The organism is Ensifer sp., assembly GCF_035999185.1.
Classification (GTDB): domain Bacteria; phylum Pseudomonadota; class Alphaproteobacteria; order Rhizobiales; family Rhizobiaceae; genus Ensifer.
The window spans coordinates 17,046-36,094 of the sequence record NZ_DASYHB010000121.1; the positions used below are offsets into that span (position 1 = coordinate 17,046).

Below are 19,049 nucleotides of genomic sequence, written 5' to 3' on the forward strand. Positions count from 1 at the left end.
TGCGATGGCCGACGCGGCGTCCAGGCTGGTGATCTTCGACTGCGACGGGGTGCTCGTCGATAGCGAACCGATTTCGCTGGAGGTGCTGGTGGACGTGCTTTCGGCCGCCGGCGTCTCCATGACGACGGAGGAGGCGACAGAACGCTTTCTCGGACGCAGCCTGAAAAGTATGTCGGCGATCCTGCACGACGAGTATGGGCTTGCCACCGACGACGCCTTTCTCGAAGGCATGCGCCTTCGCCTTTATGACCGCTTTCGCACCGAGCTGCAGCCGATCGCCGGTATCCGGCGGGCGGTCGAGGGGCTCAAGGGTGCCTGTTGCGTCGCCTCATCCAGCCAGCCTGAGCGCATTCGTCTGTCGCTGACGGTGACCGGTCTTATCGACCTCTTCGAGCCCAATATTTTTTCGGCCACCATGGTCAAATACGGCAAGCCGGCGCCGGATCTGTTCCTGCATGCAAGCCGCGAAATGGGGTATCTGCCTGGGGATTGCGTCGTCGTGGAGGACAGCCCGGCGGGCATCGAAGCCGCCAAGGCGGCCGGTATGCGAGTTTTCGGCTTTGCCGGGGGCAGCCACGCGCGCACGGACAAGCACTGGCAAAGTCTTGCCGCTCTCGAGCCTGACGTGCTGTTTGACGACATGGGCGAATTGTTACAGTTTGTCGGCCAATAGCAGGGACGGAACGGGAGCGGAACGAGGAAATGTGTGCGCGGTCTTCCGCCCGCATGCCGCTCTCACGGATGACAATCGATCACGCCTGTGATTCTGGGTAGAGCAGACCCAAATCATCGTGATTTTGGGGGCGGGGACTTTCTTTGATGCGTGAATTCGTCGTTGCGGTCGATGTTGGTACCGGCAGTGCGCGCGCCGGCATCTTTGACCGGAAAGGCCTGCTGCTGGCGCGTGCCGACCTGCCGATCGCCATGAACCGGCCGGAAGAAAACCACGCCGAACATGATTCCGAAGATATCTGGCGGGCCGTGTGCGGTGCGGTCAAGGCGGCGCTGAACAAGGCCGGCATTGCGGCCGAAAAAGTCGCGGCCATCGGTTTCGATGCGACGTGCTCGCTGGTGGTACGCGATCGGGAGGGAAAACCGCTTTCGGTCAACCGCAAGGGTGAGGCGCGTTGGGATACGATCGTCTGGCTCGACCATCGGGCACTTGCCGAGGCTGATTTCGTCACGTCGACTGGCCACCCGGTGCTCGATTTCTCCGGCCGGGTGATGTCGCCGGAAATGGAAATGCCGAAGCTGATGTGGCTGAAGCGCAATCTGCCGGGGCAATGGCAGAAGGCCGGGTTCTTCTTCGATCTTGCCGACTACCTCTCCTGGCGGGCGACCGGCAGCGCCGCCCGCTCACGCTGCACGCTGACGGCGAAATGGAACTATCTGGCGCATGAGAAGCGCGGCTGGCAGTCGGACTATCTCGAAAAGATAGGGCTTGAAGATCTTGTCGAACGCGGCGGGCTGCCCGAAGAGACGCTACCGATTGGAGCCTCGGTCGGTCACCTCAGCGCTACGGCCGCTGCCGAGCTCGGGCTGGATGAGGGCTGCCAGGTGGCGCCGGGCCTGATCGACGCCTATGCCGGGGCGCTTGGCGTCGTCGGCGGCTTCATCGGCAAGCCGGAAAAGCTTGAAAAGCAGTTGGCCCTGATCGCCGGCACCTCGAGCTGCATCGTCGCTTTTTCCAAGGACATGAAGCCGGGCTTTGGCATGTGGGGCCCCTATTACGAAGCCGTTCTTCCCGGCGCCTGGCTGATCGAGGGCGGGCAATCGGCAACGGGTGCGCTGCTTGACCATATCGTGCGCCTTCATGCCGGCGGCTTGGAGCCGACGGCGGACACCCATGGCCGGATCATCGCCCGCGTCCAGGAACTGCGCGCGGAGCAGGGAGTAGCCTTTGCCGATCGCCTGCATGTGCTGCCCGATTTCCACGGCAACCGATCTCCGCTCGCCGACCCGCACGGGCTCGGCGTCATCAGCGGGCTGCCGCTTGATTCCTCCTTCGACGCGCTCTGCCGGCTCTATTGGCGGACCTGCGTTGCGATCGCGCTCGGCATTCGCCACATCCTGGAGATGATGCGGGAAGTCGGTTATCAGCTCGATACGTTGCACGTCACCGGCGGCCATGTGCGCAACGCGCTGCTGATGGAGCTCTACTGTGACGTGACCGGGTGCCGCGTTGTGGCGCCCGAGGCGCCGGACGCGGTGCTGCTCGGGACAGCGATGGCGGCGGCCGTTGCCGGCGGCATGCACGAAGACCTTGCGGCAGCGGGTGCGGCCATGGCGTCGGGCGGCCACGAGCGCTTGCCGAACTCGGCGGTCCGCGACGCCTATGATCGCGACTACCGCCGCTTCCTGGCGCTTTACCGCCACCGCGACGAACTCGACAACATCGAGTGACGACGACTGGCGAAAGGTTGGCGGGGCGGATGGAACCTTTTTCTGCGCCGCGCATTCTCCTAGCGACCGGACGGTGGCGCGCATCGCCCCCAATGCGGCGCCGGAGGCAGACCGCCGGCCTACAACTCACACTCCCCGAGTGAGTTGCACATACCAGCCAGTGCCTTCCCTCGGCACTGGCTGTTGTGTTTCTGGAGTTCAAATGGGGAAACCAAAGCACCTGTCGCCTGGGGCATAACTGGAGAATAGTGCCGTGATGCACACAAAAATGCGCCGACGGACAGGCCATCGGCGCATGGAGAAGGATGCTTCGTTTCAGCGGCGACAGGCCATTTCGCCGTCCTCGTGGAACGACGAAATGACCTGTCTGCTCAGGCCGCCGCCTTGGTTGATTCGTTGAAGAACAGCGCCTGGCTGATCAGCGCCTTGACCATGTCGGGGTTGAACGGCTTGGTGACAAGGAACGTCGGCTCCGGTCGCTCGCCGGTCAAAAGCCGTTCCGGAAACGCGGTGATGAAGATTACCGGAATGGCGCTCGTTTTCAGGATGTCGTTGACCGCGTCTATGCCCGAGCTGCCATCGGCAAGCTGGATGTCGGCGAGCACCATGCTCGGGCGGGTTTTCTTGTAGAGCGCAATCGCTTCGTCGCGTGTGCGGGCGATGCCGGTAACGCGATGGCCAAGGCTTTCAACCATCTGCTCGATGTCGATGGCGATCAGCGGCTCGTCCTCGATGATCATGATGTCGGTTGCCACCTGCCTGGAGATCTCCTGCGAGGCGCGGTCGAGCAGGCCGCCGACCTTGTCGGTAGCAACATCGAGAACCTCGGCCGCTTCCTCGGGCCGGAAACCCTCGACGGAGACCAGCAGAAAGGCCTGACGGGCAAGCGGAGAGACCGTCGCAAGGTTGATCGATGCCCGCTGCTCCCAGGCAAAAGGCGAGATCGGTTCCGGTACCAGGACGGACGAAGAGCCGAAGAGCGACGTGAACAGCCGGAACAGGCCAACGCGATCGTTGCTTGCCTCGGGGAAAATCGACACATCGGCGATCAGCGCTTCAAGAACGGCGGCCACATAGGCGTCGCCTGACGTCTGCGAGCCCGTCAGGGCGCGTGCGTAGCGTCGCAGGTACGGCAGGAGCGGTGCGATCCGCGTGGACAATGTCATAGGGTGAACTCCCTCGAAATTCATTTTACGGTGACGTTCCGAGAACGCTGGCCGGAAAAAAAGGTTCCGCGAGGGAACATTTCAATTTTCAAAGGCGTTATGGCGGCTATGGACACTCGAAGGCGACATTTTGAAAATGAAGTATAAATCAGGTGCAGGGCGGGCGACCGGCACGACCTTATGGACAGAAGACCCAAATGCGCAGATCGCAGCAAAGCTGAAGGCGCTTTATCAGTCCGTACAGGAAGAGGCGATTCCCTCGCGTTTTCTCGATCTTCTGGAAAAACTCGACGCGGCCGAGCAGCAATCGGCGCTGCAGGGCAGGGAGTGAGTACCGGAATGACATCCGAAAAGAATGATTTCAAGCGAGAGATGCTGTCGGCTCTGCCGAGCCTGCGTGCCTTCGCCATGTCTTTGATCGGTCGCCACGACCGCGCCGACGATCTGGTGCAGGACACGATCATGAAGGCCTGGGCAAAGCAGGATCATTTCGAGATGGGCACAAACATGAAAGCCTGGCTCTTCACGATCCTGCGCAACGAGCTTTACAGCCAGATGCGCAAGCGCGGGCGCGAGGTTCAAGACAGCGACGGACATTTCACCGAGTCGCTCGCGCACCATCCGGAACAATACGGTTCGCTCGACCTGCAGGATTTTCGCAAGGCGCTCGAGACGTTGCCGCCCGATCAGCGCGAAGCGATCATTCTCGTCGGCGCCTCGGGCTTTTCCTATGAGGAAGCGGCAACGATCTGCGGCTGTGCTCTCGGCACGATCAAGAGCCGCGTCAATCGTGCGCGCCAGCGCTTGCAGGATATTCTCCAGGTGAAGGGCGAAAACGACTACGGACCGGATGAGACCTCCGCTCCAATTACCTCGCGCGCCTTCGTTTCCTGAAGACAAGAATCCAGGCCGGACACCGTTGCAAAAGCGCCGGTGTCCTGCTTTCACTGGCGGCGCGATCCCGAAGGGATGGCCGTGGTGAAGGGTTTGGCTGACGTATGCGCGGCCTAACGATTTCGGGTCGATACGGTCCGAAATCGGGCGGGGTGCCGGCAGATGCCCGCGTGGGGATGCCGTTCACGCTCAGAGTGGGAATTGAGACCGGATGCGCGTGACGAAAGACAGGACCGATCCACCTGTAGCAAGGCTGCTCGACGCACCTGAGCGCCTGGGCGTGTTGCATGCCGTCGTGCCCGACATGTCGGTGCCCGATCCGGATTTTGATGGAATCGTTGAAATCGCTGCCGGTCTCTTCAATACGCCGATCGCCTTGGTGACGTTGATCGACCGCGAATGGCAATGGTTCAAGGCAGCGGTCGGTACGACCGAGACCCGTGCCCCTTCGGAGGAGTCGTTCTGCGTCTACGTGGCGGCGGAGGCGGACGCCAGCCTGGTCGTCCTCGACGCTGCCGCTGATCCGCGGTTCACACACCGCCCGAGGGTCGCAGGTCCGCCGTTCCTGCGCTTTTATGCCGGGGCGTCGATCCTGCTCGACGGACAGGCCGTAGGCACGGTCTGCGTTCTCGATGACAAGCCACGTGCCGATGTCCCTCAGTTGCTCGTCGACCAGCTGAACCGGCTCGCCGGGCTCGCTGCTTCCCTTTTCAAACTCAAGGACGAGGCACGAAGGCGCGCCCTGAAAGAGGCGGCGTTGTCGCGCGAAGAGCAGCGCCACGCCATGGCGCTCGAGGCGGCCAATATCGGCAGTTGGTTGTGGGATATTCGCTCCGGCGCAATCGCCGGCAACAGCGCCATGAAACGCATGTTCGGTCTGCCAGCCGAAAGCGCGGTCGGGGCCAAGGAGATCTTCGGTGCGATCAGCACGGAGGATCGCGGCGCGACATTTGCCAAGCTGCGCCAGGCGATGAAGGCCGACGAGGAATATGATGGTATGTTCCGCATCGGCGACAGCGGCCGTTGGTTGCTGGGTCGCGGTCGCGTGCACGAGCGCGACGCCAAGGGCAATCCACTCACCTTCATTGGCGTGACGATCGACGTCACCGACCAGCAGGCCTCCGTGCAGCGCACGCGGCTCCTGCTCAAGGAACTCAACCATCGGGTCAAGAACACGCTGGCGATGCTGCAATCGCTCGCCCGGCAGACGCTTCGCCAGACAAGCGACCCCGCCGAATTCATGACCGCCTTTGCCGGCCGGCTGCAGGCGATTTCTGAAGCGCATGGACTGCTTTCCGACCATGAGTGGGGCACCATCCGGCTTGCCGACCTGATCGCCAAGCAATTGTTGCCGCATGTCAGCTGCTATGCCGAGCAGATCGAGATCCACAAGGACGAGATATCGCTTGGACCCGACCAGGCGGTTGGCCTCGGATTGGTGCTGCACGAGCTTGCGACCAATGCAGTCAAGTATGGCTCCTTGTCCGTGCCGAAGGGAAAGGTTGTTCTGACGGCCCGCAACATGCTGGAAGACGGCGACCATGTTCTTCACCTGACATGGACGGAAGTCGGCGGGCCGCCCGTGCGCGAGCCGAAACGACGCGGCTTCGGCTCGATCCTCATCGAGCGCAGCCTCGACAAGGTCTTGGGTAGCTCAGTCAAGGTGGAATATCTCGCAGCCGGCGTCACCGCACTCATTCGCCTGCCGCTATAGGTATTTGATTTTCTGCCTTCTGGTTGGCAACAGCCGGGGGCCGATATGCGTTGCCGCAGGCTGCGACGCGCAGGAAGGCGGCGCGGAATTCCAGAAACAGGGAGTGGCTTAGTCGTCGCTTCGGCGCTCGCGCCGCTTGCCGGTGCCGACGAGTGCACCGATCGCAAGGGCCGTTGCCACCGCAAGCAGCGGCTGCTTGCGCAGGATGCCGGCAGCGGCCAGCAATGTCAGATTGGTTTGCACCTGCCTGCGGCGCCGGCGTTCTTCGGCCAGGCGTCGGTCGCGCTCTTGCAGCATCACCGAGATACCGAACAGGACCAGCGCTGTGACCGCCAAGGCGATCGCGATCGCGGCTGCGGCGGCAATCGGGGAATACCGATCGCTGAGGAACAGGAACGTGGCTGCCAGCCCGAAGACATAGGCCGTGGCAAGCAGCACGCCCATGATGCCCCATAAGATTGCATTGCGCTTTACCCGCGCCGCCGTCGCGCCGATATCGGCTGCCATCAGAGCGGAAAGGGCTGCCGTCAACGGTCCCATGCATTGCCCCCGATCGTGTGCCCGGACAGGCAGGAGAACCGCTCGTCCGTTTCAATGGCCCACATCATTTTCAGCGACGGAGAAGTGCTGCGACGGCAAGGCCGATCAGTGCGGCGGCTCCAAGCGTCGCAATCGGGTGCTCGCGCACTGCCTGACGGACCTGCTTTTCGGTCCCGGAATACCGTCCGCGAAGTTCGGCGAGCAGCTCTTCACCGCTGGCCAAGAGTTCGCTCACACTTGCTTCTGCCTGCTCGCGGGCGTCCTGTGCCTTGCTGCGCGCCTGCTTGGATGCCGCCGACCCACGATCGGCCAACAGGGCAACCAGCGTTGCAACGTCATCGCGCAGTTCGCTCAGCTGTTCCTCGACGGAGATGTCGGCGAGCTTGCCGTTCTTGTTAGATCGCGCGCTCGAACCGGAGAAGAGACCTGGTGCCATGTTAGATACTCCCTTTCACACATGCGCCGGCCGCGAACGGTCGGCGCTGTCTCATGGAACCGGCGGGCGCAACCATAGGGCTCGTGCCGGCGTTTCAGGAGCACAACGCGCGAATGCGGAAATTGTTTCGTTAAATCTTGGTGTTGAGAGCCTGCGGATATCCGCAGAGGCTTTGCGGGGCCTCTGCGCCTCATGGCATAGGGTTCAGAGCGAGGCCGTCTGCGGCAGGACGAAGGGCACGGGTGGTGCTGGTGCGACACCCACCTGCATGCGGCAGCCGAAGACGGCTTCCATCGTCTCGTCTGTCAAAACCTCGCGAGGCGCACCGCTGGCGAGAACCTTGCCGGCCTTCATCATCACCATATGGTCGGCGAACATGGCCGTCAGGTTGAGGTCGTGCATGACAGCAACGACGCCGCCGCCGCGTTCGCAGAACTTGCGCGCAAGCTGCATGATCCCAAGCTGGTGGCGGATGTCGAGGCTGGACACGGGCTCGTCGAGCAGAAGATAGCGCGGCTCCCCGTCGATGACCGGCTCGGCAATCTGGCAAAGGACACGGGCAAGCTGGACGCGCTGCTGTTCTCCGCCCGAAAGCTCCTGGTAGAAGCGGCCGGAAAAACCTGCGAGATCGACGGCGTCCAGTGCGTCGGTCGCGATCCGGTCATGAACGCCCGGATCGGCGTTCGCGCCGGCGGCAAGGCCCAAACGGACCACTTCGCGCACGGTAAAGGGGAACGAGATGACGGTCGATTGCGGCAGCACGCCGCGCATCGACGCGAGCTCCCATGGCTTCAGACCGCGCAGGTCGCGGCCGTTGATCCGGATGGTTCCGCCGGCAGGCGCAAGCTCACCCGAAATTGCCTTCAGGGTCGTCGTCTTGCCGCAGCCGTTCGGGCCGACGATCGCCGTCAGGGCGCCAGGCAGGGCCTCAAGCGAAACCCCGTTGATGACTGGTCGTCCACCGAGCCGCACGGAGAGATTGGCAACGTTGATCATGGTTTCGTTCACAGTCCCAAGTTCGAGCGGCCGCGCAGCAGAATCCAGAGAAAGAACGGCGCGCCGATAAAGGCGGTGACGATGCCGATCGGCAGTTCCGCCGGGGAAACAATGGTGCGGGCGATCATGTCGGCTAGGATCAACAGCGTCCCGCCGAGCAGCGCCGAAGCCGGCAGAAGATAGCGGTGATCGGGGCCGATGACGAGGCGCAGGAGATGCGGAACCACGATGCCGACAAAGCCGATGCCGCCGCTGACGGCAACGGAGGCTCCGGTGGCGGCCGCGACGCTGACGATTGCGACGTTCTTCAGCCGCTGGACCGGGATACCCATGTGGAAGGCGGCAGCTTCGCCAAGCGTGATCGCATTCAAGCCGCGCGCCAGAAACGGCGTGACGGCGAGCGAAAGCAGGATGATCGGCGCCGACGCCAGGATCTTCGTCCAGTTGGCGCCCGCAAGCGAGCCGAGACCCCAGAAGGTCAGGTCGCGCAATTGTTTGTCGTCGGCCATGAAGACCAGCACGCCGGTGACCGCGCCCGTCAGCGCCCCGAGGGCGATGCCGGCAAGCAGCAGCGTGGCGATGGACGTCTGTCCACCGCGCGTGGCGATGCGATAGAGCAGCAGCGTGGTGACAAGACCACCGGCGAAGGCGGCAATCGGCAGGGCATAAAAGCCGAAGAGCGCAAACAGCGGCCCGAAGGTCGCCGTTCCAAGCACGATCAGCAAGACGGCGCCAAGGCTCGCGCCCGAGGAGACGCCGACGAGGCCGGGGTCTGCCAGGGGGTTGCGGAAGAGGCCCTGCATGACGACACCGGAAACGGCGAGGGAGGCGCCGACGAGCATGCCGAGCACTGCGCGCGGTAGGCGAATGTCAAGAATGATGATGCGGTCGCGCACGCTGAGCGCCTGATCGGCTTCACCGATCAGCCAGTACCAGACGTTCGACAGCGACGCGTCGGCCGCGCCGGTCATGATCGAGCCGACGAACGTCGCGATGGCTGCGGCCACAAGGGCGACGATGACGAGACGCGCCAGCCGCGAGCGGTTGCCGGAGCGCCACTCGCTGCGGATTTCTGTTGCGAACGTCGTCAGGCGCATGCCGTGGCCCAATGCCTCACTGCGAGGCATTGGCCTTCTTTCCGTAGATGGCGGCATTCAGTTCGCGAACGGCACTCGCCGTGCGCGGGCCGAAGCCGAGCAGGTGCAGGCCGTCCATGCGGATGAGTACCTTTTCCTTGGCGGCGGGCGTCAGGCTGAGCGCCGGCAGGGCGAAGATTTCGTCGGCCTTGGCGGAATGTTCGCCGCCGCGATCCATCATCAGCACCACGTCGGGCTTGGCCTCGATGATCGCCTCGTCCGTCAGCGCCTTGTAGCCGGGGAACGTGCCGACGGCGTTGACGGCACCAGAAAGCTCGATGATGCCGTTTGCAGCCGTGCCCGTTCCCGATGCCATGATCTTTCCGCCCTGGGTGCTCAGGACGAAGAGCACGCGCTTGCGCTCGGCTTGCGGACGTGCGGCGCTTTCGGCAACCGCCGCATCAAGATCGGCTTCAACCGTTTTTGCCAGGGCTTCAGCCTTGTCCTCGACGCCCAGGAAGGCGCCGATCGTGCGGATCTTGGCGGGGATGCCCGCCTTGTCGAAGGTCTCGGGCACGCTGGTGAAGGCGATGTTCGCGTCCTTCAGCACGGCCAGCGCCTCCGGCGGACCGCTGCCGTCGACGGCGACGATCGCGCTCGGGTTGACGGCGATGATGCCTTCCGGCGCGAGCTGGCGCATGTAGCCGACATCCGGAAGCGTTTTCGCCGCTTCCGGATAGGTGCTGGTGGAATCGCGGCCAACCAGGCGCGCTTCCTCGCCAAGTGCGTAGATGATCTCGGTGACGGCTCCGCCGACGGAAACGACGCGCGACACGTCGGTCTTCCCAGCGCTCTCAGCCATTGCGGGCTGGACGAAGGAGCCGGCGCCGGGTGCGACCGTCGGCAGGAGGAAAGGGGCCGACAGGGCAAAAGCTGCGAGCGCCAGTTTCCGGCGGCGAAGGCGACGGAAGTCGAGACCGTTGATCATCTTCGCTATCCTTAAGCGGCAACCGTGGTGTCGAGGCGTGACATGCCTTCGGCAATTGAACGCCATTCCGGACGTTCCGCAAGACCCTCTTTCCGCTTGCCGAAGAACTGGATGATCATCTCGCCCCTGGCATCCAGCGCTTCGATCGAGGTGACGTGACCGTCTGCCGTCGGCTTGCGCACGGCCCAGAGCTCGGCGATGTGGTCGGTGCGAAGATGCAGGTGGAACGTCGGGTCCATGACGTTCAGCCACGGTCCCATCATCGCGATCTTTGCGACCGGGCCGGAATGAATCTGAATCATACCGCGGTTGCCGACGAAGCACATGATCGGAAGCTCGACTTCGGCGCTCGACGTCAGCATCGCCTCGATGCTGGACGGGTCGAGCTGCCAGGCGAAGTCTTCACCGATGTTGTGCAGCGCCTGGCGACGGCCGATCTTCAGCTTGCGCAGCATGCCGTGGAACTGATGCGTGTCGGTCAGCTTCGCCCAGCGGTCGCGCAGTTCGGCGATGTCGACGACCGTTTCCGGCTTGTCATCGCTCGAGGGAACGCTCGTGTCCGCGACAAACTCTTGCGTCTGGTCCTCGAGGCGGAAATCCGCGACGATCTTGTCGTAGGCCTCGACATTCGATGCAGCGCGCAGGTGCACCTTGTGGACGGCGTTGCCCCACTTGTCGAAGAACTGCAGGCTCTTGCGGGCTTCGCCCTTCTCGTCGGTCTTCGTGACCGCAAAGGCATGGGCCCAGGCGCTCGGGAACACGCGAAGGTCGATCTGTTCGCCAAGCACGATGCTTGCCATCTCGCCGGTGGTGATCTTCTCGTAGACGCCGATCTTTTCGTGGACGGCGCTTTCGTTGCGGGTCAGCGCCATCACTTCGCCGAGCTCTTCGACACGCGACAGGAACCGGTTGGCATCGGCATCGATGCGCACGGCGGTCAGCCCACATTCCGCAGCAACGAGCGCGGCCTCGGAAACGCCGAGCTGGGCTGCGATATCACGCTCGCGCATCTTCGGGTTCTCGGCGCGGTAAGCGCGGATTTCGGAAGGAGTGGGGCGGAGGCTCTCGGTCATTTTCATCTGCCTATTTGTTCAGGATCAGTTTGCCTTGCCGGGTGATCTTCATGCGGTAGATCGCGCCGTCGTGGGAAATGAGGATCTCGTTCTCGCTGCCGAAGAGTTCGCGACTTTCAATAATCCTCGGCGCGCGCCCTGCCGGCGCCGGCAGGTCGGATGGACGTGCGAAATTATTGTCGTTGCTCACTGCAGTTCGGCCGCTTCGAGAGGGCAGGCCGCGTTGATTTCCCCGCATTTCCTGCCACGCAATTCGTTTACTATCTTGACTTCATTACTCATATTTATCTATGGACGCAATACCGGACTGGCATACTCAAGTTAGTTAGTGCCGGCTTGTGGACAAGCGAGGCGCGGGCCTCGTTTTGATCGTCCGCCGCAATGTTTGGAGTGGTGCCGATATGACGTTTTCCAGCCTCCCGATTGTTTCCGTTGCCCTTGTGGCTGTCCTTGCCGCCGGCGCCGTGCGCGCCCAGGAGGCGGCGCCGGCCGGTGCCTTGTCGATCGAACTCAATGAGGTCGCGCCGTCACAGAAGGGCTGCAAGCTCACCTTCGTTGCCGGCAACGAATTTGCGCAGTCGCTGAGCAAGGTCTCCTTCGAATTCGTGATCTTCGACCAGAAGGGCCTGGTCGAACGCATGGCGGTTCTGGATTTCCGTGATCTGCCCGCCGGCAAGACCAAGGTCCGGCAATTCGATCTTCCCGGCACCAACTGCGATGCGGTCAAGAGCTTGCTGATCAACGATGCGCCGGCCTGTGTCGGTGACGGCGTCCAGCCGAACGCTTGCATGAGCGGCATCAAGACCGGCTCGAAGTCGGCGGTCGAACTCAAGGGCTGAGGCAGAACAGCCCGTTCCGGGCAAGAATTTGCGTCGCCTTGTGCGGCGAAGGTAAGGCTGTAATGAAGCGTATCGTCATCTGGGCTGGGGCCGCCGTCTTCTCGCTTGCAACGCATGGCGTCGTCCTTGCGACGCTGTTCGGCGGCAATCCGCCGGAGACGCAACTCGACTTGATCGAGGGCGGGGAGAGTGTCGAAGTGGCCCTTCTCGGCGATGCCTTTGACGAGACACTTCAGGCGGGCGCCGTGTCCGACGTTGTCGAGCCCACGGAAGATGTTCCCGAAGAGGTCCAGCCGGCGGAGATACAGCCTGTCGAGGACGTGGCTCCGACGCAGGAGATCGCGGCCGAGGAACCCCATGACCTGACCGCCACGGAGGCGGACGTCATTCTGCCGGCTGAGGAGATGCCGACCTTGCAGGTCGCCGAGGCCATCGTAACGGCGAGCGTCGCGCCAGTTGAAACGGTGGTGCCGGAAGAAAAGCCCGAGGAGCCGAAGAAGGAAAAGGTCGAGAAGCCGGAGCCGAAGAAGGAGCCGGTGAAGAAGAAAAAGGTGACCCGCAAGAAGGCCGGCGACCAGGGCGAGCAGGCGCAGAACCAGATCAAGGGCAAGCTCGACGGCGACATCAAGGGGAACTCTGCCTCTGCGACCGGCAAGAGCGGCGCCTCCCAGGTGGGCAACGCCAACATGTCCAACTACGACGGCAAGGTGCGGGCCAAGATCAATCGCCGCTACAAGATTCCGTCCGAGGCACGGCGCCAGGGTATTTCGGGAACGACGACGGTCAGCTTCACCGTCACCGCAGACGGAGCCGTATCGCGGGTAAGGGTTGCCGGCAGTTCCGGTCACCCCGTGCTCGACAGTGCCGCAGTTGACGCGGTTCAAAGAGCAGCGCCGTTTCCGCCGTTTCCGGATGGCTCCGGCATGAACTCCAAGTCCTACGCGCTTCCGGTCGTCGCCAGCGTTCGCTGACGCCGCGGTGCGTTTTGTCCCGGCGGGTTCGGGCGCTCAAAAAATATGATGAAAAAACTCAAGTTTATACTTTACTCTGTTTATCAAGTTTAATAGGTTGCCCTTGTCACGCAGCCGATGGGCGTGTGTCGAGAGGATATCCCGATGTGACCGGCTGCCTGTGATGGCCCTTGTCGCACGATCAGGCGGAGAGGATTGCATGCGCGGCAAGCGTCATCAGAATGCGGCAAAGAACGGCAAGGGTCGCTCGGGCTCGGAACCGGCCGAAGCTCGCCCGGAGGCCGGCAAGGCGACGCTCGAAGGGCGCAGTTTCCTTTATGTCGGCGGCCGCGATTGCCAGGTGGCGCACTTGCGCGAAATCGCCAGCTCCTTTGGTGCCGAGCTGCTTCATCATGACGGCGGCCTGCGCGAGGCGGTCTCACGCATCGACCGGGTGCTGCCGTCCGTCGACTGCGTCTTCTGCCCGATCGACTGCATCAGCCACGACGCATGTCTTCGCGTGAAGACCGGTTGCAAGAAGTGGGGCAAGGCCTTCGTGCCGCTGCGCAACGGCTCGAAATCGAGCCTGGAGCGGGCACTGCAGGACCTGACCACCAGCCGCGACCAGCGATAATCCTCCGATCTGTTCCAAGACAAATGAGTTTGACGATGAACGAAGAACGTCCTGACCTGTGCATGATGATCGGTCTGCACAAGCTGGCGGCGCAGAATGGCGATGGCCTGGTGCCCGAGCTCTATGAAATCCTGACGCGTCGCGCGCGCATGCTCGATGAGAACGACAACGTCGCCGAGTTCCCGGCCTGGCAGACCCGCCCGCCGGTGCGCGATCCGCTTGGACTTGCGGAGCCGAAGGAAGCAACTATTCTCGCCTTTCCGCGCGCGGCCAACGATGCCGCCCGTAAAAAAGAAAGTGCCTAGATCATTTCGCTGTTTCGTTGAAACAATGAGATCTAGAGTCTTGAAACCACGCAACTCCGGACGGAAAACCGTTTCACACTTTTCCTGGAATTGCTTTGAGAGGTCCCGATGTTTGTTGCCATGAACCGTTTCCGTATCGCCATCGGCCACGAAGAGGCTTTCGAAGCCGTGTGGAAAGGGCGCGACTCCAGTCTCTCGGAGATGCCGGGCTTCGTTTCCTTCCATCTGCTGCGCGGCGATAGCGTGCCGGAGGAAGGCTATACGCTCTTCGTCTCGAACTCGGTCTGGAAGGACAAGGACGCGTTTTCGGCCTGGACGAAGTCGGAGAACTTCCGGGCGGCCCACAGGAGCGCGGGCGACAACAGGGCGATGTATCTCGGCCCGCCGAAGTTCGAGGGATTTTCCGCCGTCGAGGGTGCCTGACCCGGCGGGGCAGCCCGCTTTGATTTCAATCCTGTTCGCCTCCCGGATGGCCCATTCGGGAGGCGAATGCGTTTCAGGCTAGGCGGTCTTTTTCGGCAGGAAGGCGCCGAGCGAGATGGCGATCCAGCCGACCATGATCGTCGTGCCGCCAAGCGGCGCCGACATCGGAAAGAGGCCGTGGCCGGCGACATGGCGCATGGCGAGATCGGCCGAAAACAACGCCGTTCCGAGCGCGATCAACAGAGCTGCTACAGGCGCTGTGCGAAAGTTCGGCCAGGCGGCATAAAGTGCAACGAGTGTCGGCGCATGCGCCAGACACATCGCGGAAATGCCGGCGAGCAGCCGCGGGTCGGCCCCATGGGAGGCGCCGGCGGCGCTGACGACGCCGGTCAATCCCATCAGGCCGGCAACAAAAAGCGTTGTCGCGCGAAAGCCGCTGTTCGGCATGTCAGGTTATTCCTTGTTCTGCATGTGGAAGGCGAGCCGGGTGATCGGCTCGAGGATGATTTCGCGCAGCTTCGGATGGGCGACGGTTTCTTCCAGCGCGCGGGTAAAACAAAGGAGCCATTCGTCCCGCTCCTGCGGGCCAATCTCGGCGACGAAATGGCGGCGGCGCAGCATCGGATGGCCGCGCTTCTCGACATAGATGGGCGGGCCGCCGAGCCAGCCGGTGAGATACTCGTAGAACTTTTCTTCACTGCCCGAGAGGTCGGGCGGATGCACGGCGCGACAGCGCGCCGCTTCAGGCAATGTATCCATCAGCTCATAGAAACGGCGCGTGAGCCCTTGCACAGTCGGGTCGCCGCCGATTGCGTCGTAGAGGGTGGTGGTTTCCGTTTCGGCCATGCGCATGTCCTTCGTTCCATCGGTCCTAACCTGCAGTGCCCGTCCGAACAATGGGTTTTGGGGGCGGCGCTTTGCGGCGTTTCACCGCGGCGCATATCGGAAGTCTTGACAAACCGTCCAGACGGTATCTTTATGCGTTTATGACCGAAGCTCATCGACGCAAGAAACAGCCGGAACAGGTGCGCCAGCAATTGCTGGATGTCGCAGCACGCCTGTCGCATCAGCAGGGGATATCCGGCGTCACGCTCGATGCCGTCTCGCAGGCGGCGGGCGTCAGCAAGGGCGGGCTCCTGCACCACTTTCCGAACAAGCTCGCTCTGCTCGACGGGCTGTTCGACGATCTCGTGACGCGGTTCGACCGGGAGATCGAGGCGGCGATGGCGCGTGACCCGGTGGAGATGGGGCGATTTACCCGCGCCTATATCGACGTCTGCTTTGCGCTGGATCCTGCGACCGATGTACCGGGCTGGCGCATGCTGACGATCGCGCTCATCGCCGAGCCGCACCTGAAGGGCCGCTGGCGCGATTGGGTCAGCCAGCGGTCGGCGGAATTTGCCGAGACGGATGGCGCGCCTGGCTGTGTGCTCGCGCGCTTTGCCTGCGACGGCGTGTGGCTGGCCGATCTGATGCAAAGCCACGATCTCGACGCTGCGGCGCGAGCCGGTCTTGTTGAAAATCTCAAGGCGCTGTCAGCGCAATAGTCCGGAATGGAGACCACCATGAACCCCGCCATGCTCTACAGCGTTCTGGTCGCGGCGATCGTTTTCGAAGTGCTCGGCACCTCGGCGATGCAGGCGGCGCAGCATTTTTCGCGGCTGGGGCCGACAGTCCTGATGATGGTCTGCTACGCGATCGCCTTCTTCTTCCTGTCCTACACGCTGCGCTTCATCCCGGTCGGGATTGCCTATGCGGTGTGGAGCGGCCTCGGCATCGTGCTGATTTCGCTCGTCGGCTATTTTGCCTTCGGCCAAAAACTCGATCTGGCGGCGATCCTGGGGCTGGGCCTGATCATCGCCGGCGTGGTTGTGCTTAACCTTTTTTCAAAATCGACGTTCCACTGACGCGATCGCCTGGCGGTTTCAAGCGTTTTTCGCCGCCGCCGGCGCTGCTGTCGATTCACGCAGGATCAGCTCCACAGGCCACAGTTCCTGAACCTCGGCGACCGGTCGTCCCGCCAGCAGCTGCAGCACGAGATCGGCCGAGCGTACGCCGGCGGCGCGCATCGAGGAGCGTGTCGCCGAGAGCGACGGCACCATGTTTCCCGCCGTCAGGTAAGGGAACACGTCGTCATGGGCGATCACCGAGACTTCGCGGCCGATCTCAAGCCCCATCGACCGCGCCGCCCTGTAGATGCCCAGCGCCGTCATCATCGAGCCGGCGACAAAGGCGGTCGGGCGCGGCGTCTGTTCGAGGAAGGAGCGGGAGAAGCGAAAGCCAAGCTCGTCGGTGAAATTACCGTGGGCGACGAGACGCGGATCGAAGGGGATGCCGCGGGCTTCGAGGGCATCGCGATACCCCTTGTCACGATGGAGCGAGAAGGTGCGCCCCTGGCGCCCGTTGATCATGGCGATCCGGCGATGGCCGAGGTCGATGAGATGCGAGGTCGCCCGGCGAATCGCGCCTTCGTTGTCGATGTCTAGCCAGGCATGCGGAACATCGACGTCGGATCGCCCGTGCACGAGAAAGGGCATGCCGAGCCTATGAAGTAGGGCAATGCGTTCGTCGTTCGGTTCCGGCGAATGCACGATAACCGCATCGACGCGGCCGCTGACGGCGAGCCGGCTGTAGAGCTGGAGTTCGCTCGTCGGGTTCTTGTCATCCATGGGGCTGACGAGAATGTCGATGTCCTCGGCGCCGAGCCGTTCGGCAAGGCCCCCCATGAATTCGGAGAAGTGAAACTCGCCTGATCGGCCCATCACGACGCCAATGGCGCCGGCGCGTCCGGTGACGAGGCGGACGGCATTGATGTTCGGGCGATAGCCGAGGCGTGCTGCCTCCTCTGTCACGCGTTGACGGGTCTTTTCGCTGACCTCGGGATAGCCGCTCAGCGCGCGGCTGACGGTTGTCGGCGAAAGGCCCAGTTGTTGTGCGAACTCCCTCAGCTTCATTCGGTCTGTGTATCCTCACCCTGGCCCGTCTCAGAAATATACAGCTTCCATCCCGGTAACAATCGGTTTGTCGCCGCGACCTGCCGCCTCACATCTCGGCGTAAAAGAGCCAAACCGTTTTAAAATAACACATGGCCCCTTGGATTTTATGGGTCTATGATCCCGTGGCGCCACCCCTCGGTCTTCTCTGCAGTTAGTTGAAAAATTTACATTATTTTCAGTTTCACACACCCGTCGCACTTTTGAGGACGTGTGGATTGACAGTTTTTCCGTCTTCTGCCAACTTTTCTCCAGCCAAACCGTTTTCGATTTTGCGGAGGAGCAATCGGGCGGTCGAGGGGAGCAGGAGGAGTCAAACCATGAAAATCACGCTGAATGTCCTGAGCTTTTGCGCGGCAGTCGTCGCCGCCGATGCTGCCGCCGCCGCCGAGCTTTCGCTCGCTGCCAACACGACCGGCAAGAACGTCAATTTCATTCGCGAGCAGCTCGACATCTTCGAGAAAGAGACCGGCCACAAGGTGAGCCTGGTCACCATGCCGCCGTCGAGCAGCGAACAGTTCAGCCAGTACCGGCTGTGGCTTGCTGCCGGAAACAAGGATGTCGACGTCTACCAGACCGACGTTGTCTGGGCGCCGCAGCTGGCCGACCAGTTCGTCGACCTGACCGAGGCGGCGAAAGACGTCGTCGGGCAGCATTTCCCGTCGATCATCGCCTCGCAGACAGTCAACGGGCGTCTCGTGGCGCTGCCGGCCTTCACCGACGCGCCGGCGCTCTACTACCGCAAGGACTTGCTTGAAAAGTACGGCAAGGCACCGCCGAAGACCTGGGACGAACTGGCTGTGATCGCCAAGGAAATCCAGGAGAAGGAGCGCGCGGCCGGAAAGCCCGATCTCTGGGGCTACGTCTTCCAGGGCAACGCTTACGAAGGGCTGACCTGCAACGCGCTCGAGTGGATCAAGTCGTCAGGCGGCGGCCAGATCGTCGAGCCTGATGGCACCGTCTCGGTCAACAACGAGAAGGCAGCCGCCGCGATTGACCGGATCAAGGGCTGGATCGGCACGATCTCGCCGCAGGGTGTGCTTGCCTACCAGGAAGAAGAGTCGCGCGGCGTCTGGCAGACCGGCAATTCCGTCTTCATGCGCAACTGGCCCTATGCCTATGCGCTCGGCAATGGCGACGACAGCGCGGTCAAGGGCAAGTTCGCCGTCGCACCGCTGCCGACCGCGACCGATGGCGACCAGCCGTCCTCGACGCTCGGCGGCTGGAATGTCGCCGTCTCCAAGTACTCCGAAGACCAGGAAGCGGCGATCGCGCTCGTCAAGTTCCTGTCCTCGGCCGAGGTCCAGAAACGCCGGGCGATCGAACTCTCCAACCTGCCGACGGTAGCCGCTCTTTACGACGATCCGGAGGTGGCGAAGGCCCAGCCGTTCATGCCGGCCTGGAAGCCGATTTTCGAGAGCGCCGTGCCGCGCCCGTCGGCCGTCACCAAGGTCAAGTACAACGAGGTTTCGGCCAAGTTCTGGGGTGCCGTTCACAATTCGCTCTCCGGCAACGGCACGGCTGCGGAAAACCTCGAACTGCTCGAAATCGAACTCACCGAGATGAAGGGCGATAGCTGGTGATCCTCCCGGGGGCGAGGGGAGTGCTTCTCAAGCCTC

General features: G+C 62.7%; 24 protein-coding genes. 13 read left to right on the forward strand and 11 right to left on the reverse strand.

What is annotated here, in order from left to right:
- Positions 1 to 4 precede the first annotated feature (4 nt).
- Positions 5 to 673 (forward strand): HAD family hydrolase, encoded by a 669-nt coding sequence (locus VGO04_RS15200; protein WP_327496794.1) that lies wholly within the window; start codon positions 5 to 7, stop codon positions 671 to 673.
- A 146-nt stretch (positions 674 to 819) separates the two neighbouring features.
- Positions 820 to 2,403, forward strand: a complete 1,584-nt coding sequence (locus VGO04_RS15205; protein ID WP_327496795.1) for an FGGY-family carbohydrate kinase — start codon at positions 820 to 822, stop codon at positions 2,401 to 2,403.
- Positions 2,404 to 2,774: 371 nt separating this feature from the next.
- Here VGO04_RS15205 and VGO04_RS15210 read toward each other — a convergent pair whose 3' ends face one another.
- Positions 2,775 to 3,569, reverse strand: a complete 795-nt coding sequence (locus tag VGO04_RS15210) for a response regulator (protein WP_327496796.1) — start codon at positions 3,567 to 3,569, stop codon at positions 2,775 to 2,777.
- A 136-nt stretch (positions 3,570 to 3,705) separates the two neighbouring features.
- Here VGO04_RS15210 and VGO04_RS15215 point away from each other — a divergent pair, with 136 nt between their 5' ends.
- The 3 genes from VGO04_RS15215 to VGO04_RS15225 all read left to right on the forward strand — a co-directional run bounded on the left by VGO04_RS15215 (position 3,706) and on the right by VGO04_RS15225 (position 6,177).
- On the forward strand, positions 3,706 to 3,900 hold the full coding sequence (locus VGO04_RS15215) for a NepR family anti-sigma factor (protein ID WP_327496797.1): 195 nt from the start codon (positions 3,706 to 3,708) through the stop codon (positions 3,898 to 3,900).
- Between the two features lie 8 nt (positions 3,901 to 3,908).
- Positions 3,909 to 4,463, forward strand: a complete 555-nt coding sequence (locus tag VGO04_RS15220) for an RNA polymerase sigma factor (RefSeq protein ID WP_327496798.1) — start codon at positions 3,909 to 3,911, stop codon at positions 4,461 to 4,463.
- Between the two features lie 211 nt (positions 4,464 to 4,674).
- Positions 4,675 to 6,177 carry a sensor histidine kinase gene (locus tag VGO04_RS15225; RefSeq protein ID WP_327496799.1) on the forward strand — a complete coding sequence of 501 codons (1,503 nt, stop codon included), beginning with the start codon at positions 4,675 to 4,677 and terminating at the stop codon, positions 6,175 to 6,177.
- 108 nt (positions 6,178 to 6,285) lie between these two features.
- Here the strand turns inward: VGO04_RS15225 and VGO04_RS15230 are convergent, their stop codons facing one another.
- The 7 genes from VGO04_RS15230 to hemP all read right to left on the reverse strand — a co-directional run bounded on the left by VGO04_RS15230 (position 6,286) and on the right by hemP (position 11,440).
- Positions 6,286 to 6,717: a hypothetical protein gene (locus VGO04_RS15230; protein WP_327496800.1), complete on the reverse strand. Its 432-nt coding sequence runs from the start codon at positions 6,715 to 6,717 to the stop codon at positions 6,286 to 6,288.
- A 70-nt stretch (positions 6,718 to 6,787) separates the two neighbouring features.
- Positions 6,788 to 7,153, reverse strand: a complete 366-nt coding sequence (locus VGO04_RS15235; protein WP_327496801.1) for a hypothetical protein — start codon at positions 7,151 to 7,153, stop codon at positions 6,788 to 6,790.
- A gap of 204 nt (positions 7,154 to 7,357) precedes the next feature.
- Entirely contained in the window at positions 7,358 to 8,149 is a 792-nt protein-coding gene (locus tag VGO04_RS15240) for a heme ABC transporter ATP-binding protein (protein WP_327496802.1), read from the reverse strand.
- An 8-nt stretch (positions 8,150 to 8,157) separates the two neighbouring features.
- Positions 8,158 to 9,276: an iron ABC transporter permease gene (locus VGO04_RS15245; RefSeq protein ID WP_327496803.1), complete on the reverse strand. Its 1,119-nt coding sequence runs from the start codon at positions 9,274 to 9,276 to the stop codon at positions 8,158 to 8,160.
- Positions 9,263 to 10,213: a hemin ABC transporter substrate-binding protein gene (locus VGO04_RS15250; protein ID WP_327496804.1), complete on the reverse strand. Its 951-nt coding sequence runs from the start codon at positions 10,211 to 10,213 to the stop codon at positions 9,263 to 9,265. The genes VGO04_RS15245 and VGO04_RS15250 overlap by 14 nt, the downstream gene beginning before the upstream one ends.
- 11 nt (positions 10,214 to 10,224) lie before the next feature.
- A complete protein-coding gene (locus VGO04_RS15255) occupies positions 10,225 to 11,286 on the reverse strand; it encodes a hemin-degrading factor (protein ID WP_327496805.1) in 1,062 nt (353 codons plus the stop codon).
- A gap of 10 nt (positions 11,287 to 11,296) precedes the next feature.
- Positions 11,297 to 11,440, reverse strand: a complete 144-nt coding sequence (hemP, locus tag VGO04_RS15260; RefSeq protein ID WP_327496892.1) for a hemin uptake protein HemP — start codon at positions 11,438 to 11,440, stop codon at positions 11,297 to 11,299.
- A 247-nt stretch (positions 11,441 to 11,687) separates the two neighbouring features.
- Between hemP and VGO04_RS15265 the strand changes: the two genes are divergently transcribed.
- From VGO04_RS15265 to VGO04_RS15285, 5 genes are all read left to right on the forward strand, one after another.
- Positions 11,688 to 12,125, forward strand: coding sequence for a hypothetical protein (locus tag VGO04_RS15265; RefSeq protein WP_327496806.1), 438 nt, complete (start codon positions 11,688 to 11,690; stop codon positions 12,123 to 12,125).
- Positions 12,126 to 12,187: 62 nt separating this feature from the next.
- Positions 12,188 to 13,096, forward strand: a complete 909-nt coding sequence (locus VGO04_RS15270) for an energy transducer TonB (protein WP_327496807.1) — start codon at positions 12,188 to 12,190, stop codon at positions 13,094 to 13,096.
- Between the two features lie 199 nt (positions 13,097 to 13,295).
- A complete protein-coding gene (locus tag VGO04_RS15275) occupies positions 13,296 to 13,709 on the forward strand; it encodes a DUF2325 domain-containing protein (protein ID WP_327496808.1) in 414 nt (137 codons plus the stop codon).
- Between the two features lie 35 nt (positions 13,710 to 13,744).
- Positions 13,745 to 14,014 (forward strand): hypothetical protein, encoded by a 270-nt coding sequence (locus tag VGO04_RS15280; RefSeq protein WP_327496893.1) that lies wholly within the window; start codon positions 13,745 to 13,747, stop codon positions 14,012 to 14,014.
- Positions 14,015 to 14,122: 108 nt separating this feature from the next.
- On the forward strand, positions 14,123 to 14,437 hold the full coding sequence (locus VGO04_RS15285) for an antibiotic biosynthesis monooxygenase (RefSeq protein WP_327496809.1): 315 nt from the start codon (positions 14,123 to 14,125) through the stop codon (positions 14,435 to 14,437).
- 78 nt (positions 14,438 to 14,515) lie between these two features.
- Here the strand turns inward: VGO04_RS15285 and VGO04_RS15290 are convergent, their stop codons facing one another.
- Together VGO04_RS15290 and VGO04_RS15295 are read right to left on the reverse strand one after the other, a co-directional pair.
- Positions 14,516 to 14,884, reverse strand: a complete 369-nt coding sequence (locus tag VGO04_RS15290; RefSeq protein WP_327496810.1) for a DUF423 domain-containing protein — start codon at positions 14,882 to 14,884, stop codon at positions 14,516 to 14,518.
- Between the two features lie 6 nt (positions 14,885 to 14,890).
- Complete coding sequence (locus VGO04_RS15295; RefSeq protein WP_327496811.1) at positions 14,891 to 15,283, reverse strand: globin; 393 nt, start codon at positions 15,281 to 15,283, stop codon at positions 14,891 to 14,893.
- A gap of 140 nt (positions 15,284 to 15,423) precedes the next feature.
- On the opposite strand from VGO04_RS15295, the gene VGO04_RS15300 reads away from it, so the two are divergent.
- Both VGO04_RS15300 and VGO04_RS15305 read left to right on the forward strand, forming a co-directional pair.
- The gene (locus VGO04_RS15300; RefSeq protein WP_327496812.1) at positions 15,424 to 15,984 is read left to right on the forward strand and encodes a TetR/AcrR family transcriptional regulator; all 561 of its coding nucleotides are present in this window, start codon (positions 15,424 to 15,426) and stop codon (positions 15,982 to 15,984) included.
- Positions 15,985 to 16,002: 18 nt separating this feature from the next.
- Positions 16,003 to 16,344 carry a DMT family transporter gene (locus VGO04_RS15305; RefSeq protein ID WP_327496813.1) on the forward strand — a complete coding sequence of 114 codons (342 nt, stop codon included), beginning with the start codon at positions 16,003 to 16,005 and terminating at the stop codon, positions 16,342 to 16,344.
- Between the two features lie 18 nt (positions 16,345 to 16,362).
- On the opposite strand, the gene VGO04_RS15310 is transcribed toward VGO04_RS15305, so the two are convergent.
- The gene (locus VGO04_RS15310; RefSeq protein ID WP_327496814.1) at positions 16,363 to 17,391 is read right to left on the reverse strand and encodes a substrate-binding domain-containing protein; all 1,029 of its coding nucleotides are present in this window, start codon (positions 17,389 to 17,391) and stop codon (positions 16,363 to 16,365) included.
- 359 nt (positions 17,392 to 17,750) lie between these two features.
- On the opposite strand from VGO04_RS15310, the gene VGO04_RS15315 reads away from it, so the two are divergent.
- Positions 17,751 to 19,013, forward strand: coding sequence for an ABC transporter substrate-binding protein (locus VGO04_RS15315; RefSeq protein WP_327496815.1), 1,263 nt, complete (start codon positions 17,751 to 17,753; stop codon positions 19,011 to 19,013).
- Positions 19,014 to 19,049: the final 36 nt, after the last annotated feature.

Bases quoted from the DNA above. Each gene is read 5' to 3' on its own strand.
- VGO04_RS15200 (WP_327496794.1), top strand. From the start codon at position 5: ATGGCCGACGCGGCGTCCAGGCTGGTGATCTTCGACTGCGACGGGGTG.
- VGO04_RS15205 (WP_327496795.1), top strand. From the start codon at position 820: ATGCGTGAATTCGTCGTTGCGGTCGATGTTGGTACCGGCAGTGCGCGC.
- VGO04_RS15210 (WP_327496796.1), bottom strand. From the start codon at position 3,569: ATGACATTGTCCACGCGGATCGCACCGCTCCTGCCGTACCTGCGACGC.
- VGO04_RS15215 (WP_327496797.1), top strand. From the start codon at position 3,706: ATGAAGTATAAATCAGGTGCAGGGCGGGCGACCGGCACGACCTTATGG.
- VGO04_RS15220 (WP_327496798.1), top strand. From the start codon at position 3,909: ATGACATCCGAAAAGAATGATTTCAAGCGAGAGATGCTGTCGGCTCTG.
- VGO04_RS15225 (WP_327496799.1), top strand. From the start codon at position 4,675: ATGCGCGTGACGAAAGACAGGACCGATCCACCTGTAGCAAGGCTGCTC.
- VGO04_RS15230 (WP_327496800.1), bottom strand. From the start codon at position 6,717: ATGGGACCGTTGACGGCAGCCCTTTCCGCTCTGATGGCAGCCGATATC.
- VGO04_RS15235 (WP_327496801.1), bottom strand. From the start codon at position 7,153: ATGGCACCAGGTCTCTTCTCCGGTTCGAGCGCGCGATCTAACAAGAAC.
- VGO04_RS15240 (WP_327496802.1), bottom strand. From the start codon at position 8,149: ATGATCAACGTTGCCAATCTCTCCGTGCGGCTCGGTGGACGACCAGTC.
- VGO04_RS15245 (WP_327496803.1), bottom strand. From the start codon at position 9,276: ATGCCTCGCAGTGAGGCATTGGGCCACGGCATGCGCCTGACGACGTTC.
- VGO04_RS15250 (WP_327496804.1), bottom strand. From the start codon at position 10,213: ATGATCAACGGTCTCGACTTCCGTCGCCTTCGCCGCCGGAAACTGGCG.
- VGO04_RS15255 (WP_327496805.1), bottom strand. From the start codon at position 11,286: ATGACCGAGAGCCTCCGCCCCACTCCTTCCGAAATCCGCGCTTACCGC.
- VGO04_RS15265 (WP_327496806.1), top strand. From the start codon at position 11,688: ATGACGTTTTCCAGCCTCCCGATTGTTTCCGTTGCCCTTGTGGCTGTC.
- VGO04_RS15270 (WP_327496807.1), top strand. From the start codon at position 12,188: ATGAAGCGTATCGTCATCTGGGCTGGGGCCGCCGTCTTCTCGCTTGCA.
- VGO04_RS15275 (WP_327496808.1), top strand. From the start codon at position 13,296: ATGCGCGGCAAGCGTCATCAGAATGCGGCAAAGAACGGCAAGGGTCGC.
- VGO04_RS15280 (WP_327496893.1), top strand. From the start codon at position 13,745: ATGAACGAAGAACGTCCTGACCTGTGCATGATGATCGGTCTGCACAAG.
- VGO04_RS15285 (WP_327496809.1), top strand. From the start codon at position 14,123: ATGTTTGTTGCCATGAACCGTTTCCGTATCGCCATCGGCCACGAAGAG.
- VGO04_RS15290 (WP_327496810.1), bottom strand. From the start codon at position 14,884: ATGCCGAACAGCGGCTTTCGCGCGACAACGCTTTTTGTTGCCGGCCTG.
- VGO04_RS15295 (WP_327496811.1), bottom strand. From the start codon at position 15,283: ATGGCCGAAACGGAAACCACCACCCTCTACGACGCAATCGGCGGCGAC.
- VGO04_RS15300 (WP_327496812.1), top strand. From the start codon at position 15,424: ATGACCGAAGCTCATCGACGCAAGAAACAGCCGGAACAGGTGCGCCAG.
- VGO04_RS15305 (WP_327496813.1), top strand. From the start codon at position 16,003: ATGAACCCCGCCATGCTCTACAGCGTTCTGGTCGCGGCGATCGTTTTC.
- VGO04_RS15310 (WP_327496814.1), bottom strand. From the start codon at position 17,391: ATGAAGCTGAGGGAGTTCGCACAACAACTGGGCCTTTCGCCGACAACC.
- VGO04_RS15315 (WP_327496815.1), top strand. From the start codon at position 17,751: ATGAAAATCACGCTGAATGTCCTGAGCTTTTGCGCGGCAGTCGTCGCC.